The sequence below is a fragment of the Comamonas sp. SCN 65-56 genome, assembly GCF_001724135.1.
Classification (GTDB): Bacteria; Pseudomonadota; Gammaproteobacteria; order Burkholderiales; family Burkholderiaceae_C; genus Comamonas_C.
In genome coordinates this window covers 35,691-50,636 of sequence record NZ_MEDS01000021.1, presented here as the reverse complement: position 1 = coordinate 50,636, position 14,946 = coordinate 35,691, and the positions used below count along the sequence as shown (strand labels likewise).

The 14,946-nt window shown below is 65.6% G+C and carries 12 protein-coding genes; 6 read left to right on the top strand and 6 right to left on the bottom strand.

What is annotated here, in order from left to right; genetic code table 11:
- Positions 1-939 carry a hydroxymethylbilane synthase gene (gene hemC / locus ABS45_RS12035; protein ID WP_291555769.1) on the bottom strand — a complete coding sequence of 313 codons (939 nt, stop codon included), beginning with the start codon at positions 937-939 and terminating at the stop codon, positions 1-3.
- Positions 940-1,021: 82 nt separating this feature from the next.
- On the opposite strand from hemC, the gene ppc reads away from it, so the two are divergent.
- Complete coding sequence (ppc, locus tag ABS45_RS12030; RefSeq protein ID WP_291555768.1) at positions 1,022-3,868, top strand: phosphoenolpyruvate carboxylase; 2,847 nt, start codon at positions 1,022-1,024, stop codon at positions 3,866-3,868.
- A 27-nt stretch (positions 3,869-3,895) separates the two neighbouring features.
- On the opposite strand, the gene ABS45_RS12025 is transcribed toward ppc, so the two are convergent.
- Both ABS45_RS12025 and ABS45_RS12020 read right to left on the bottom strand, forming a co-directional pair.
- On the bottom strand, positions 3,896-4,234 hold the full coding sequence (locus tag ABS45_RS12025) for a YegP family protein (protein WP_291555767.1): 339 nt from the start codon (positions 4,232-4,234) through the stop codon (positions 3,896-3,898).
- Positions 4,235-4,369: 135 nt separating this feature from the next.
- Entirely contained in the window at positions 4,370-5,563 is a 1,194-nt protein-coding gene (locus ABS45_RS12020; RefSeq protein ID WP_291555766.1) for a spherulation-specific family 4 protein, read from the bottom strand.
- Positions 5,564-5,748: 185 nt separating this feature from the next.
- Between ABS45_RS12020 and ABS45_RS12015 the strand changes: the two genes are divergently transcribed.
- Entirely contained in the window at positions 5,749-6,477 is a 729-nt protein-coding gene (locus ABS45_RS12015; RefSeq protein ID WP_291555765.1) for a hypothetical protein, read from the top strand.
- A complete protein-coding gene (locus ABS45_RS12010) occupies positions 6,474-7,031 on the top strand; it encodes a FlgO family outer membrane protein (RefSeq protein ID WP_291555764.1) in 558 nt (185 codons plus the stop codon). The genes ABS45_RS12015 and ABS45_RS12010 overlap by 4 nt, the downstream gene beginning before the upstream one ends.
- Before the next feature lie 237 nt (positions 7,032-7,268).
- On the opposite strand, the gene flhC is transcribed toward ABS45_RS12010, so the two are convergent.
- From flhC to bfr, 3 genes are all read right to left on the bottom strand, one after another.
- The gene (gene flhC, locus ABS45_RS12005) at positions 7,269-7,808 is read right to left on the bottom strand and encodes a flagellar transcriptional regulator FlhC (protein ID WP_291555763.1); all 540 of its coding nucleotides are present in this window, start codon (positions 7,806-7,808) and stop codon (positions 7,269-7,271) included.
- Positions 7,809-7,820: 12 nt separating this feature from the next.
- Complete coding sequence (flhD, locus tag ABS45_RS12000; RefSeq protein WP_291555762.1) at positions 7,821-8,150, bottom strand: flagellar transcriptional regulator FlhD; 330 nt, start codon at positions 8,148-8,150, stop codon at positions 7,821-7,823.
- A gap of 201 nt (positions 8,151-8,351) precedes the next feature.
- Positions 8,352-8,828 carry a bacterioferritin gene (gene bfr / locus ABS45_RS11995; protein ID WP_291555761.1) on the bottom strand — a complete coding sequence of 159 codons (477 nt, stop codon included), beginning with the start codon at positions 8,826-8,828 and terminating at the stop codon, positions 8,352-8,354.
- Positions 8,829-9,037: 209 nt separating this feature from the next.
- On the opposite strand from bfr, the gene ahpC reads away from it, so the two are divergent.
- The 3 genes from ahpC (at position 9,038) to ABS45_RS11980 (ending at position 14,894) form a co-directional block, all read left to right on the top strand.
- The gene (gene ahpC / locus ABS45_RS11990; protein WP_291555760.1) at positions 9,038-9,613 is read left to right on the top strand and encodes an alkyl hydroperoxide reductase subunit C; all 576 of its coding nucleotides are present in this window, start codon (positions 9,038-9,040) and stop codon (positions 9,611-9,613) included.
- A 99-nt stretch (positions 9,614-9,712) separates the two neighbouring features.
- Complete coding sequence (gene ahpF / locus ABS45_RS11985; protein WP_291555759.1) at positions 9,713-11,293, top strand: alkyl hydroperoxide reductase subunit F; 1,581 nt, start codon at positions 9,713-9,715, stop codon at positions 11,291-11,293.
- 283 nt (positions 11,294-11,576) lie between these two features.
- On the top strand, positions 11,577-14,894 hold the full coding sequence (locus tag ABS45_RS11980; protein WP_291555758.1) for a hypothetical protein: 3,318 nt from the start codon (positions 11,577-11,579) through the stop codon (positions 14,892-14,894).
- The last annotated feature ends 52 nt before the right edge of the window (positions 14,895-14,946 follow it).

Genomic DNA, 14,946 nt, shown 5'->3' with positions numbered 1-14,946 from the left:
TCAGGCGTGTGGCTCGGCACGCGCGCCGGCGGCCCGCAGCGCGGCTGCCACGCGCAGGCCGATCGCGTCGGCCTGCTCCAGTGTGCTGATCGTGGCTTCACCCTGCGCGCGCACCAGCGGCGTGCCGCCCTCCAGATCGCCCCAGACGGCCGCCAGCTGCAGGTGGCCTCCCTGCCACTGGCCATGCGCCGCCAGCGGCATCGAGCAGCTGCCGCCCATCGCGCGGCTTACGGCGCGTTCAGCAGTCACCGTGAGCCAGGTGGAGTGATCGGCCAGCGGGGCGAGCGCCGCCAGCAAATCCTGCCGGTCGCTGCGCACCTCGATCGCCAGCGCGCCTTGCCCGGCGGCGGGCAGCATCTGCGCTGGCTCGAAGGTGGTGCGGATGCGCTCGGCCAGCCCCAGGCGCTTGAGGCCGGCCGCCGCCAGCACTATGGCGGCGTACTGCCCTTCGTCGAGCTTGCGCAGCCGCGTGTTGACGTTGCCGCGCAGCGGCTCGATTGTCAAATCAGGGCGCAGCGCATGCAGCAGCACCTGGCGGCGCAGGCTGGAGGTGCCGACCACCGCGCCCTGCGGCAAATCCTCCAGCCGCGCGTAGTGCGGCGAGACGAAGGCATCGCGCGGGTCTTCGCGCTGCATCACGCAGGCGAGCGCAAAGTCCTCGGGCAATTGCATCGGCACATCCTTGAGCGAATGCACGGCGATATCGGCGCGGCCTTCCTTCAGCGCCACCTCCAGCTCCTTGATGAACAAGCCCTTGCCGCCGACCTTGGAGAGCGCGCGATCGAGAATCTGGTCACCGCGTGTGGTCATGCCCAGCAGCTGCACCTGGTGGCCGCGCGCCTGCAGAATGGATTGCACATGTCTGGCCTGCCACAGCGCAAGCTGGCTCTCGCGCGTGGCGATGGTGATCGAGGGTGGGTTGACGCGTGCAGTGCTCATGGGGCGATTGTGGCGCAAGCGGGCGCTACACTGCGGCGCATGTTGCGATGCAACATCCGCATGACTTTTTTGCGAGCCGAGCATGACCGATAACGCCAGCCCTTCCGCCCCTGCCCATTCATCGCTTGCGCGGCGCAGCGACAAGGATGCACCGTTGATGCAGGACATCCGTCTGCTTGGTCGCATCCTCGGCGACGTGATCCGCGAGCAGGAGGGCGAGCAGACCTTTGCGCTGGTCGAGCAGATCCGCCAGCTCTCGGTCGCGTTTCGCCGTGATGATGACCAAGGAGCGGATCGCGCGCTCAAGAAGCTACTGAAGTCGCTCACTGGCGACCAGACGGTGCGCGTGATCCGTGCCTTCACCTATTTCAGCCACCTGGCCAATCTGGCGGAAGACCGCCACCACATCCGCCGCCGCGAGGTGCACGAGCGTGCCGGCAGCAGCCAGGAGGGCAGCATCGATGTCGCGCTCTCGCGCCTGCGCTGGGCCGGCATCGCGCCGGGGGCGGTGGCGCAGACGCTGGCCGCCAGCTACGTGGTGCCGGTGCTCACGGCACACCCGACCGAGGTACAACGCAAGAGCATCCTGGATGCCGAGCGTGAAATCGCGCGGCTGCTGACCGAGCGCGACGCCATCCAGTCACGCGCCCGCATGTTCAACAGCGCGCGCGATCTGCTCAGCCCGCGCGAGCTGGCGGCCAACGAGGCGGGGCTACGCGCACGCATCGCCCAAGTCTGGCAGACGCGGCTGCTGCGCGTTTCGCGGCTCACGGTGGCCGATGAGATAGAGAACGCGCTCTCCTATTACGAATCCACCTTTCTCGCCGAGATTCCCAAGATCTACGTCGATCTGGAACTGGCGCTGGCCGGTGGCGAGCCCATCGCCAGCTTTCTGCGCATGGGCCAGTGGATAGGGGGTGACCGCGACGGCAACCCCAACGTGACCGCCGAGACACTCAGGCTGGCGCTGCGCCGCCAGGCCGAGGTGGCGCTGCGCCACCATCTGGGCGAGGTGCATGCGCTGGGCCGGGAGTTGTCGCTTTCTTCAGGACTGGTAGAGGTCTCCAGCGCCGTCGCAGCGCTCGCTGATTGCTCCCAGGACAATAGCGTTCACCGCAGTGATGAACCCTATCGCCGGGCGCTCAGCGGCATCTATGCGCGGCTGGCCGCCACCTGCGAGGACCTCACTGGTGCGGCCGCGGCACCACGCCCCGTGGCGCGGCTTGATGCCTACGCCAGTGCCGATGCCTTGCTGGCGGACCTGCGCGCCGTGCAGGCCTCGCTCGCTTCGCACAAGGGCGCCACGCAAACCGCGCAGCGCCTGCATCCGCTGATCCGTGCGGTCGAGGTGTTCGGTTTTCACCTGGCCACCGTCGATCTGCGCCAAAGCTCGGACCAGCATGAGCGCGTGATTGCCGAACTGCTGGCCGTGGCGCGCATCGAGCCCGATTACACCGCCCTGGGCGAGGCGCAGCGCCAGCAGCTGCTGGTGCGTCTGCTGTGCGATGCGCGGCCGCTGCGCGTGGTCGGCGCCAGCTACAGCACGCATGCGCAGGGCGAGCTGGCGATCTTCGAGGCGGCGCTCGAACTGCGCCGCCGCTATGGCCTGCAGGCGATTCGCCACTACATCATCAGCCACACCGAAACCGTCAGCGACCTGCTTGAAGTGCTGCTGCTGCAAAAGGAAACCGGGCTGATGCGCGGCACGCTGGATGCCGAGTGCCGCGCCGACCTCATCGTCTCCCCGCTGTTCGAGACCATCACCGATCTGCGCAACGCCGCCCCCATCATGCGGGCGTATTACGCCATCCCCGGGATTGCACGCCTGATGCAGGCGACTGGCGGCGAGCAGGACATCATGCTCGGCTACAGCGACAGCAACAAGGACGGCGGCATCTTCACCAGCAACTGGGAGCTGTACCGCGCCGAAATCGCGCTGGTGGAGCTGTTTGACGAGCTCAACGCGCAACTGCCGGGCGCCACCATCCGCATGCGCATGTTCCACGGGCGTGGCGGTACTGTGGGGCGCGGCGGCGGCCCGAGCTACCAGGCCATCCTGGCGCAGCCGCCGGGCACGGTGCGCGGGCAGATCCGGCTGACGGAGCAGGGCGAGGTCATTGCCTCCAAATATGCCAACCCCGAGATCGGCCGGCGCAACCTGGAAACCCTGGTCGCCGCCACGCTGGAGGCCACGCTGCTGCAGCCCACCAAGCCCGCCACCGCGGTGTTTCTTGCTGCCGCGCAGGAATTGTCGAACGCCAGCATGGCTGCCTACCGTGCGCTGGTCTACGACACGCCGGGCTTTAGCGATTATTTTTTCAGTGCCACGCCGATCCGCGAGATCGCCGAGCTCAACATCGGCTCGCGCCCGGCCTCGCGCAAGGCCGGCCAGCGCATCGAGGATCTGCGCGCCATCCCCTGGGGCTTCAGCTGGGGTCAGTGCCGGCTCACGCTGCCGGGCTGGTACGGCTTTGGCTCCGCAGTGCAGGCGTTCGTGTCCATGCCCGGCAAGGACGAAAAGGCGCGCTGGGCATTGCTGCGCAGGATGCACAGGCAGTGGCCGTTCTTTTCCACGTTGCTGTCCAACATGGACATGGTGCTGGCCAAGAGCGATCTGGCGCTGGCCAAGCGCTACAGCGAGCTGGTGGTCGATGCGCGCCTGAGAAAACAGGTGTTTGCCGCCATCGAGCAGGAATGGCAGCGCACCATGGATGCGCTCAGCCGCATCACCGGCGACAAGGCACGCCTGGCGCACAACAGCGCGCTGGCACGCTCGATCCAGCACCGCTTTCCCTATATCGACCCGTTGCACCATTTGCAGGTCGAGCTCATTCGCCGCTGGCGCGCCGAGCCCGGCAATGACCGGGTGCGTATCGGCATTCAGCTGTGCATCAACGGCATCGCGGCGGGCTTGCGCAATACCGGTTGAGGCGCGGACGGGCCGCGCCTGCCGCTGTCAGGCGGCGCTCAAGTCGGTGGTGCTGGCGCCGGGTGCGTTGGTGATGCACGACTGAATGCCGTTGTCGCGCGCGGCCTCGCCCGAATACATCTGGCTTTGCCCTATCACCTGGCCGTTGGTGGCCTTGAGCACGAAATAGGGCGAACCGTCCTTGCCCGTGAGCTTTTCGTAGCGTGCGGCGTCACCGCCGTTCTTCTTCACCGATTCAATGCCATTGAGCGCGCTGGCCTTGGCCTCGTACATCTCGCTGGTCAGAATGATCTGACCGTTGCCCGCGAGCAGGTTGAAGTGGAATTTGTCGTTCTTGGATTTCTTGAGTTCGAATTTGCCAGCCATGCGCTTTCCTTTTTTGGTGCGCTGCGCCACCGCGGCACAGCAGCGCGCATTGTTGCAGCAGAGCCGGCATGGTGTGTCTCTGAATTGTCAAGGCGCCGGCCAAGCCGCTGGAGGACGTGGCGTTGGCACCATGCATCAGCAGGCTGGCAGCGGGTTGCCCTTGTTGATCGCGTCCACGGTTCCCAGGAAGGACTTCCAGTAGACGGTGTCAGGCAGCGTGGTCCATGGGGCGCCGACGGTCTGATCGGTGACGAAGATCCAGCCGGTGTTCATGCGCGGCGAGTTCGCGCGGGCAACGGCTGCCTGCATGGCGGAGCAGGTGGCTGCGGTATGCACCTGCGTGGCCTGGGCGGTGTTCTTGCCGCCATAGATCCACGCCGCATTGGCGTTCTGCGGGTCTGCATTCTGGTAATCGGCGGCCGAGCCGTTGAAGGTCACGAGCACGCCGGCAATGGCGGCGTAGTCCTTGACGGGGTAGCTGGCTGGATTGCCTACGACCAACGGCGGTGTGGTGCCCATGCCCGTGGTGGCTGCGATGTGCGTGACCAAGGGTTGGTAAAACGAGGTCATGTGGCCGAGGTCGGTGGCCATGCCATCCAGGTAGAAACCGTCCAGCTTTGCGCCGTAGCCCGTGGCGTACTGACTGATCGTCGTCTGCACATCGGCCAGCGAGATGGCGCCGCTGGAGCCGCCGGCCGTCGCGACGTAGCCCAACACCTTGACATGGGCATTCGCGGCCTTGAGCGCATCGATGGCCGAAACCAGTCCGGTATCCGGCGTGTAAGCGCCCGTTGGAATGATGCCGTTGGTGGCATTGTCGGGTTTCACGACGACGTTGATGTGCACGTCTGGATAGCTCTGGGCGCTGTTGGTGAGCGCTGTCCAGGTCGCCGTATCGGTGCTCGCGCTGAAGTAGGCGGGCACCAGCACCTGCAGCGGTTCGGGGCGCGGGCGTACGTAGGCGGGAAACGGGACGAACACGGTGTTGGTGGCGCTGGCGCTGGCCGTGATGGACATTGCGCCTGTCGGTGCCGCGGCGGGCACGCTCAGCGTGGTCGAAGCCACGCCGCCGCGGGGCAGCGTGGATACCGGGCTGACTGTTCCCGGGCTGGCGGAGAACGTGATGGTGACATCGTCGGCGATCCTGCCATCCTTGCTGACTTGCACCGACAGCGGGTTGGTGTTCGAGCCTTGGTCGTACACGTTGGCGCTGGCGTTGTTCAGAAAGTGCAGACTGACGACGCCCGCCGGCGGCGGTGCCGGAGCGGGGCCGGGCGCCGGCGGATTGTCCGTCGTGCTCCCGCTGCACCCGACCAGCGCAGCGCTCAAGGCAAGCAGGGAGGCGATACGGCAGGTTGAAGATGTCGGATGCATGGTGTGATGGCAGGTTGGGAGTGAGTGCGGATTCTGGCGGCAAGTGCGTGCCAAGCCAACCCGGCAAATGTCTGTTCAGGGCGGGAAATCCGGCGGTATTGGGACGATTGTGCGTGAGCGGCGCTCCTATCATGTTGGGCATGTTCCGCCGTGCGCACTCAGCAACTGTCGTGGCCTTGATGGCGGGGGTGCTGCTGGGTGGCTGCTCCACGCTCGACGTGCCACGCGCTGACAACTACCCCGCCACCGGCCAGAAGAAGGCCCGGGCGGTGCACCACTGGGAGGTGCTGGCCGAGGACGTAGCGGCGCGCGTGGCGCACAAGATTGCCGACTGGCCCGCAGGCGAATACCCGATCCAACTGGTGGCGGACGATCCGTCAAGTTTCAATCAGGGCTTCGTCAAGCTGCTGCGCGTGCACTTGCTCGATCATGGGGTGACCCTCTCCGCGGTTGCGACGCAGGTGCAACTGCGCGTGGAAACCCAGGTGGTTCAGCACGAGGCTCAGGATTTCGTGAACTCTCCATTGGCCCTGCCGGTGACGACGCTGGGTGCTGGCGTTGGTGTGATTTACGACTGGCAGACGCACTACGCCAGCCGCACCCTGCTGCCGGGCGCCGCGACCGGCATCGGGGTGGGGCTGGGGTTGGTGGCCGATCTTGCGCGCTACCACACGCAGGGGGCAGCGGCCGGTGGGCCGACGCGCACCGAAGTGCTTGTGACCACGACGCTGCAAAATGGCGACCGCTATCTCGCAGGCTCGGCCGATCTGTACTACATCGAACGCGCGGATGCCGCGCTCTACCTGCCGCCCCCGCCGCCCCCGCCGCCTGCGCCAGCGGCCAAGGTATGGAAGGTCGTTACCCCATGAGGCGCCGATCACTGCTTGCGGGAGCGTCGGCGCTTGCCGGCGCGCTCGTCTCGGGTTGCGCCTCGTATTACTACGGCGATGCCGCGGGGCAGGGCGGCGCGTTGTTTGTGCACGCATCGTCCGACCTGCTGGCGGCCAACCAGCGGGCGGTCGATCGCTTGTTGCAGGCGGCCCCGCTCGCGGCGGGTGAGAGGGTGCTGGTGGCCACGCTGGTCAACGTCGATCGGCTGCAGGAATCGTCACGCCTGGGGCGCATCTGCTCGGAGCAGATCGCCGGGCGCCTGGTGCAGCGCGGTGTGCCGGTGGTGGAGGTGCGCCTGCGCGAGCACCTGGCGCTGCAGCCCGTACAGGGTGAATTGCTGCTCTCGCGCGAATTGCGCGACGTGGGTCAGTTGCATGCGGCGCGTGCCGCGCTGGTCGGTACCTATGCGGCATCGGCCGTGCAGGTTTTCATCAGCCTGAAACTCGTGCACCCGGAGGGCAGCGTGGTGCTGGCCGCCCAGGACTACGCGCTGGCCATGGATGCGAACGTGCGTGCGCTGCTGCGCGGCTGAAGCCGCAGGCTGCGGCGCCTCAAATCGTTCCCACAGCCCGTGCAGGCACCCATGGCATTGACGGGTGCGGTGAAGCCGCCGATCACGCCCCCGGGCGCGGTGCCAGTGCCGAAAGTCATGTTTGACGCCAGAAAACCACGCTGGTGCGTCGTCTGGGTGTTTTTTGACTATTTAAACGATAGCTGCCAGCGCACGATGGACATGCGCTGGCAGCGTATTTGGTTCAAATTTTCGACATCAATGCAGCTTGAGCGCCGCCTTGCTCTTGCTCTTGCCCGCGCGCGCCGGCGGGTTGCACAGGCCGCAGGTGTAGTGGCGGTTTTCATACAGCTCGCTGACGAACTGGCCCTTGCATTGGCTGCATTTGGTGCGCGTGAGCATGCCGGCGTCGATGAACTTCACCAGCCGCCAGGCGCGGGTAAACGACAGCAGCGGCTCGATCTCGGCGACCTCCACCTGCTCGTTGTACAGGCGATAGGCCTTGGTGAGCAGCTCCACCGCGTCCAGGTCCACGCCTTTGGAGAGGTATTCGTAGATATTGAGGAACAGCGAGCTGTGGATGTTCTCCTGCCAGGTGAGGAACCAGTCGGTGGAGAACGGCAGTTGGCCCTTGGAGGGTGAGCGCCCGGCCACTTCCTTGTACAGGCGGATCAGGCGCTCATACGACAGCGTGGTTTCCGATTCCAGCACCTGCATGCGCGCGCCCATCTCGATGAGCATGGCGGCGCGCTCGATCTGGCGCGATTCGTTCAGGACGCTTTTCTGTGCGGTGGCCATGGCGCTGTCCCTTCAGATCACTTCGGCGATGCGGCTGGCCATCAGGATGTTGGCGTGCAGCGTGTTGGTGGCTTCGTTGCCGGCCTTGGTCGGCGCCTTGTGGCTGGTCAGCAGGCTCCAGACCAGTTCATCATCGACGCGGAAGCTGCACAGCAGGGTGTTGCGCGAGGCGAGCTTGAGCACCTGCGCGGTGGAGAGGGCCGCCAGGATGTCAGCGGCTTCCTCGTTCAGGCCCAGACGGAACACCGCTTCGGCCTTGTCCTGGCGGATCAGGTTTTGCGCCAGCATCAGATAGGTCAGGTTGGCTTCGCGGATTTCCGAGAGCATCTGTTCGTTCGTCATGGTGCGTGCCTTTCAGTGCAGGATCTGCGTGATCCGATGAAATGCATTGTGAAAGTCGCCCATTCGAAAAATAAGTCGGCGCGTGTCGGTAGTTGCTGTCGGATTGGCCGGCTGGCCGTGTAGGAAATTGCCTTACACGCGTGTCCGTGCAAGCACAAAAAAGCGGGCCTGAGCCCGCCTGTTTGTCCCGTCAACCGCCTGTCAGGAGAGTTCGCCCATTTGCGACTGCAGGTAATTTTGCACGCCGACCTTGGCCAGCACCTCGATCTGCGTTTCGAGGAAATCGATGTGCTCCTCGGTATCTTCCAGGATGACGCCCAGCAGGTCGCGCGAGACGAAATCGCGCACGCTTTCGCAGTGCGCCATGCCTTCCTTGACGGTCTCCTGCGCGGCGCGCTCCAGGCGCAGATCGCATTGCAGGATTTCGGGCACGTCCTCGCCCACCTGCAGCTTGCCCAGGTCCTGCAGATTGGGCAGGCCGTCCAGCATCAGGATGCGGTCCATCAGCAGGTCGGCGTGCTTCATCTCGCCAATGGATTCCTCATGCTCCTTCTTGGCCAGGCGATCAAAGCCCCAGTGCTTGAGCACGCGGTAATGCAGAAAGTATTGGTTGATGGCCGTCAGCTCGTTCTTGAGCTGGGCTTGCAGGTAGGCAATGACTTGTGCGTCACCTTTCATGGGTGCTCCTTGTGTGGGTGCTGTGGATGGGGCGATTGTGGGCGTGCGAGCGGCCGCTCGCAAGCCAAGGGGTATCAAAAACCGTTTGTCTGGCCCGCCGGGGTATTATTTATATTTCCTATTATGTTGATAAATTATACAAACTAGACAAATAAGTATTAAGCACTATACTAGGGTTTGTACTTAGTTCAACCACCAAAGGAGTAAACATGTCGCTCATCAATACCCAAGTGCAACCCTTCAAGACCACTGCCTACGTCAACCGCGGCGGCAAGGGCGAATTCATCGAAGTGACCGAGCAGTCGCTCAAGGGCAAGTGGTCGGTGCTGATCTTCATGCCGGCGGCCTTCACCTTCAACTGCCCGACCGAGATCGAGGACGCGGCCGAGTACTACAGCCAGTTTCAGAAGGCCGGTGCCGAGGTCTACGCCGTCACCACCGACACGCATTTCTCGCACAAGGTCTGGCACGAAACGTCGGACGCCGTGGGCAAGGCCAAGTTCCCCCTGGTTGGCGACCCGACGCACCAGCTGACCAACGCCTTTGGCGTGCACATCCCCGAAGAAGGCCTGGCGCTGCGCGGCACCTTCGTGATCAACCCCGATGGTGTGATCAAGACCATGGAAGTGCACTCCAACGAAATCGCGCGTGACGTGTCGGAGACCCTGCGCAAGCTCAAGGCCGCGCAATTCACCGCCGCCCACCCGGACCAGGTCTGCCCGGCCAAGTGGAAGGAAGGCGCCAAGACGCTGACCCCGTCGCTGGACCTCGTCGGCAAGATCTAAGCCGCCGCCATCCTGCAGCCGGACTGGCGCAAGGTGCGTGAGCGCGCCTTGCCGTCCGGCTTTTTCATGCCCGCTGTCTGTAGAAAAGAGGAGAAAACCATGTTTGATGACCAATTGAAAGCCCAGCTTGCCGCCTATCTGGAGCGCGTGGTGCAGCCGTTCACCATCGTGGCCTCTCTGGACGACAGCGAGACTTCGGGCGAGATGCGCGAGCTGCTCACTACCATCCAGGGCATGCGCGCCGACATGATCACGCTGGCGCTCGATGGCGAGGATGCACGCAAGCCCTCGTTCACGCTGCAACGCAATGGTTCTGATAGCAGCCTGCGCTTTGCTGGTCTTCCTCTGGGGCATGAATTCACCTCTTTGGTGCTGGCGCTGCTGTGGACCGGCGGCCACCCGCCCAAGGAAGAGGCCGAGGTGATTGAGCAGGTCAAGGCGCTGTCAGCTGCGGATGGGAGCGACTTCAATTTCGAGGTCTATATGAGCCTGACCTGCCACAACTGCCCGGACGTGGTGCAGGCGCTCTCGCTCATGGCCATCCTCAATCCCAAGGTCAAGACCACGGTCATCGAGGGCGGTGCGTTCCAGAGTGAGGTCGAGGCGCGCGAAATCATGGCCGTGCCTGCGGTGTATCTGAACGGCGAGATGTTTCACGCCGGCCACATGGAGCTCAAGCAGTTCATCGCCAAGCTCGATAGCGGCGCCGCCCGGCGCGATGCCGAGAAGCTCTCGGCCAAGCCGGCGTTTGACATGCTCATCATCGGTGGCGGCCCCGCGGGTGCGGCGGCTGCGGTGTACGCCGCGCGCAAGGGCATACGCACCGGCGTGGTGGCCGAGCGCTTTGGCGGGCAGGTGAACGACACGCTGGACATCGACAACTACCCCTCCGTGCCGCATACCGATGGCCCGAAGTTCGCCAGCGCGCTGCTGCAGCATGTGAACGACTACGAGGTCGACGTGATGAATCTGCAGCGCGTCAGGGCGCTCACGCCTGCGGCGACGGCCGGGGGCCTGATCGAGGTCGCGCTGGAGAACGGCGGCGTGCTCAAGGCCAGGACCGTGGTGCTGGCCACCGGTGCACGCTGGCGCAGCATGAACGTGCCTGGCGAGGAGCAGTACCGCACCAAGGGCGTGGCCTATTGCCCGAGCTGCGACGGTCCGCTCTTCAAGGGCAAGCGCGTGGCGGTGATCGGCGGCGGCAATTCCGGCATCGAGGCGGCGATCGACCTGGCCGGTGTCGTGGAGCATGTGACGGTGCTGGAATTCATGCCCGAGCTCAAGGCCGATGCGGTGCTGCAAAAAAAGCTCAAGAGCCTGCCCAATGCCGAGGTCATCCTCAATGCGCAGACCACCGAGGTGCTGGGCGACGGCAGCAAGGTCAATGCTCTGGCCTTCAAGGACCGCGCCACGGGCGAAGACAAGCGCCTGGAGGGCGAAGGCATCTTCGTGCAGATCGGTCTGCTGCCCAACACCGACTGGCTCAAGGGCACGGTGGAGCTGTCCAAGACGGGCGAAATCGTGATCGATGCGCGTGGCCAGACCAGCGTGCCGGGCGTGTTCGCCGCGGGGGACTGCACCACGGTGCCGTTCAAGCAGATTGTGATAGCGGCTGGCGCAGGCTCCACAGCGGCTTTGAGTGCTTTTGACCATTTGATTCGCACCACGGCACCCGCGTGACCGCCGGCGCGTAGCGCCTCAAACCCCTTCCCCCTCTGGGGGAAGGTGGGGATGGGGGCCAGCCCGCACCAGTGCGAGTGGACACAAGCGGATGGACGGTTGCCGTTCATCCGCTTTTTTTGCGCTGGTGCCGTTCCGCGTCGTGTTCCCCGTCACGGCGGTGCAGCCGCTTTTTTTGCCCAATAGCTCGGCTATTGGGCTGCAAATCCGGCAAAAACTGGTCTCGCTGGGGCCGATTTTCGCTATCGACGCTCCAAGTCCGACAGGCTCCCAGGATACGAACATGCAAGGCCAGCTTTTCACCCAGGATTTTCTGCACCGTGGCGTGCTGGAAACGCCCGCCTGGCAGGCGCTGGACGATGCCTGGCTGGCGGCGTTCGAGCAGGGCTTGCGCGCCATCTTCGACGGGCGGGATGTGGGCTCGGTGCTCAACGAGGCGCAGACCGAGGCCGAAATCATCGCCCCCGTGCTCGCGCTGCTGGGCTGGGGCGATACCAGTCTGCCGCAGGTCAACCTGTCCGTGAGGCGGCGCGAGGACGTGCCCGACTGGCTGCTGTTTGCCGATGCCGCGCGCAAGGCCGATGCGCTGCAGGAGAGCAAGGACGACAGACGCTACCGCCACGGTCTGGCGCTGCTCGAAGCCAAGCGCTGGACGCGCCTGCTCGACCGCGGCGACGCCACCGACCTGGCCGACCCGGATACGCCCAGCTCGCAGATGCTGCGTTATCTCAGCCGCGCCGATGTGGTAAGCGAGCGCCGGGTGAAGTGGGGCGTGCTCACCAACGGCAGCGTCTGGCGCCTGTACTGGCAGGATGCGCGCTCGCGCTCCGAGGAATTTTTTGAAATCCCGCTGGCCCGCGCGCTCGGCCTGCCCGGCTTTCAGCCCGAGCTGGACGACCCGCCGCCCGCGCACCTGCTGCGCCTGTTCGCGCTGTTCTTTGGCCGCGCCGCCTTTGTGCCGCAGGCCTGGGATGCGGCAGGGCGCACGCTGCATGCCCATGCGCTGAATGAGGCGCGCTTGTATGAAGAGCGTGTCTCGCAAGACCTGGGTGCGCGCGTGTTTGGCGAGGTGTTTCCGCAGCTGGCCGATGCGCTGGCGCGTGGCGACCTGCAGCAGCGCACGCATACCGTGGGCTACGGCGTTTACACGCGCACGCAGTTCGACGAGGTCTATCTGGACGAGGTGCGCGAGGCCACGCTGGTGCTGCTCTACCGTCTGCTGTTCCTGTTCTACGCCGAAGACCGGCGCCTGCTGCCGGTGCACGATGCGCGCTACCAGGATTACAGCGTGCGCCGCATTCGTGAAGAGGTGCGCGACAAGATGGATGCGGGCGCCAAGTGGTCCAGCACGGTGGGTCGCATCTGGCTGGCATTGCGCGGCGCTTTCGAGTTGATTGACCAGGGAGATGACGGTATAGGCATGCCCGCCTACAACGGCGGCCTGTTCAAACGCTCCCGCGCACCGCTGCTGGAACGCTCCACCGTGCCCGACAAGATCATGGCCCCCATCATCGATGCGCTCTCACGCCGCACCGAAGAGGTCATCAAGGGCTGGATCAACTACCGCGACCTGTCGGTGAGCCACCTGGGCGGCATCTACGAGCGCCTGCTCGAATACAAGCTGGTGCACGAGGTGCAGGCGCGCGACGACTACCGCGACAAGCCCGAGATCGACCGCATCGCTGCCGTGCCGGCGAGCTTTGCGCGCAAGGTCAGCGGCAGCTACTACACCCACCACGATCTGGTGCGGCTGGTGCTGCGCGAATCGGTCGGGCGGCTGGCGGCCGAGCGCATGGCGGCGTTTGAAAAGACGCTGGACGGCTGGAAGAGCCGCGCCAGCCTGACCCCGCCGCTGTGGGACAGGCTGGACGGCACGCCGGACGCGGGCCAGCGCGATGCGATCGACCCGGCCACGCAGATCCTGGAGCTCAGCATCTGCGACCCGGCCATGGGCAGCGGGCATTTTCTGGTGACGCTGGTCGATGATCTGGCCGACCGCGTGCTGGAAGCTGCCAGCCGCGCCAGCGACCTCGTCAACGCCCAGCCCTGGGCCGCGCACCTGGCCGAGCGCGGGCGCGCGTGGGAAAGCCCCATCGTCGCGCGCATCGCCGCCATCCGGCGCGAGATCCGGGCCCAGGCCAGCGCGCACGGCTGGGCGGTGACGGACGAGCAGCTGGACGACCGCCACATCGTGCGCCGCATGGTGCTCAAAAAGTGCGTCTTCGGCGTGGACAAGAACGCCATGGCGGTGGAGCTGGCCAAGACCTCGCTGTGGCTGCACACCTTCACCGTCGGCGCGCCGCTGTCCTTTCTGGATCACCACATCAAATGGGGCGACAGCCTGCACGGGGAACGGCTGGCACCGGTGCGCAAGACCCTGGCGCAGCTCGGCACGCTGTTTGATGCCGGCGCCATCGACCGCCTGGCGCTGGCCGCGCAAAGCCTGGCGCAGGTGGCCGACCTGACCGACGTGGACATTGCCGAGGCGCGCCAGTCCGCCGCGCTCGCCGAGGAGGCCGAGGCGCGCACCGCGCCGCTGCACCGCCTGCTCGATTTCTGGCGCGCGCTGCGCTGGCTGCTGCCCGGCTGGCCAGTAGACAAGCCCGCCAAGCTGGCCAAACTGGGCGATGAAGCCACACACGCCGCGCTGGCCGTGTTGCTGGCGCCGGGGCGCAACCTGGTGGAGACCTTGACCGCCGGGCAACTGGAAACGCATGAACCCGGCGCGGACGAGGCGGCCGAGCTGATGCGCGCCTGCGCCGATCTGGCGCGGCGCGAGCGCTTCTTTCATTGGTGGACGGCCTTCCCCACGGTGTTCGACGTGGATGGCAACGGCGGCTTTGACGTGGTGCTGGGCAACCCCCCGTGGGACCGCATCAAGCTGCAGGAGGTGGAATGGTTTGCCGAGCGCGACGCCGCCATCGCCACCCAGCCGCGCGCTGCCGACCGCAAGCGCCTGGTTGCCGGGCTGCAGCAAAAAGGCGCGCCGCTGGCCGCCGAATATGCCGACGCAGTGCAGCGCGCCGAGGCCAACGCCCGCGTGCTTGCCAAGGCGGGCGACTACCCGCTGCTGGGCGGCGGCGATGTCAACCTCTACAGCCTGTTCGTGGAGCGCGCGCAGACCCTGGCCAAACCCGGCGGGCTGGTGGCACTGCTCACGCCCAGCGGCATTGCGGCGGACAAGGGCGCGGCGGAATTCTTCAGCGGCATTGCCACCAGCGGGCGGCTGGGCGCGCTGTATGACTTCGAGAACCGCAAGGCGTTCTTCCCGGACGTGGATTCACGCTTCAAGTTCTGCACCCTGGTTTTCGGCGGCCCCGAGCGGCGCTTTGACCAGACCCTGTGCGCCTTCTTTCTGCACAGCCTCGATGAGCTGGAAGCGCGCGAGGCGGCGGGCGAGGTGCTGGTGCTGGGCGCCGATGACTTTGCGCTGGTGAACCCCAACACCGGCGCCGCGCCCATCTTCCGCACCCGGCGCGACGCGCAGATCACCACCCGCATCTACCGCAGCCACCCGGTGCTGGTGCGCCACGCGCCGCAGGGCGATGAGCGCGTGTGGCCGGTGAAGTACGCCACCATGTTGCAAGTTCCTCAAGCCTGAGGAGCTGGAGCAGGGCGGCTGGCAACGCGCGCCGCTGAACCGCTGGCGCAAG

What these genes read in the sequence shown, in the direction of transcription:
- ABS45_RS12010 (WP_291555764.1), top strand. Translation starts at nt 6,474, where the DNA reads ATGAGGCGCCGATCACTGCTTGCGGGAGCGTCGGCGCTTGCCGGCGCG.
- hemC (WP_291555769.1), bottom strand. Translation starts at nt 939, where the DNA reads ATGAGCACTGCACGCGTCAACCCACCCTCGATCACCATCGCCACGCGC.
- ABS45_RS12025 (WP_291555767.1), bottom strand. Translation starts at nt 4,234, where the DNA reads ATGGCTGGCAAATTCGAACTCAAGAAATCCAAGAACGACAAATTCCAC.
- ahpC (WP_291555760.1), top strand. Translation starts at nt 9,038, where the DNA reads ATGTCGCTCATCAATACCCAAGTGCAACCCTTCAAGACCACTGCCTAC.
- flhC (WP_291555763.1), bottom strand. Translation starts at nt 7,808, where the DNA reads ATGGCCACCGCACAGAAAAGCGTCCTGAACGAATCGCGCCAGATCGAG.
- ABS45_RS12015 (WP_291555765.1), top strand. Translation starts at nt 5,749, where the DNA reads ATGTTCCGCCGTGCGCACTCAGCAACTGTCGTGGCCTTGATGGCGGGG.
- flhD (WP_291555762.1), bottom strand. Translation starts at nt 8,150, where the DNA reads ATGACGAACGAACAGATGCTCTCGGAAATCCGCGAAGCCAACCTGACC.
- ABS45_RS11980 (WP_291555758.1), top strand. Translation starts at nt 11,577, where the DNA reads ATGCAAGGCCAGCTTTTCACCCAGGATTTTCTGCACCGTGGCGTGCTG.
- ahpF (WP_291555759.1), top strand. Translation starts at nt 9,713, where the DNA reads ATGTTTGATGACCAATTGAAAGCCCAGCTTGCCGCCTATCTGGAGCGC.
- ppc (WP_291555768.1), top strand. Translation starts at nt 1,022, where the DNA reads ATGACCGATAACGCCAGCCCTTCCGCCCCTGCCCATTCATCGCTTGCG.
- bfr (WP_291555761.1), bottom strand. Translation starts at nt 8,828, where the DNA reads ATGAAAGGTGACGCACAAGTCATTGCCTACCTGCAAGCCCAGCTCAAG.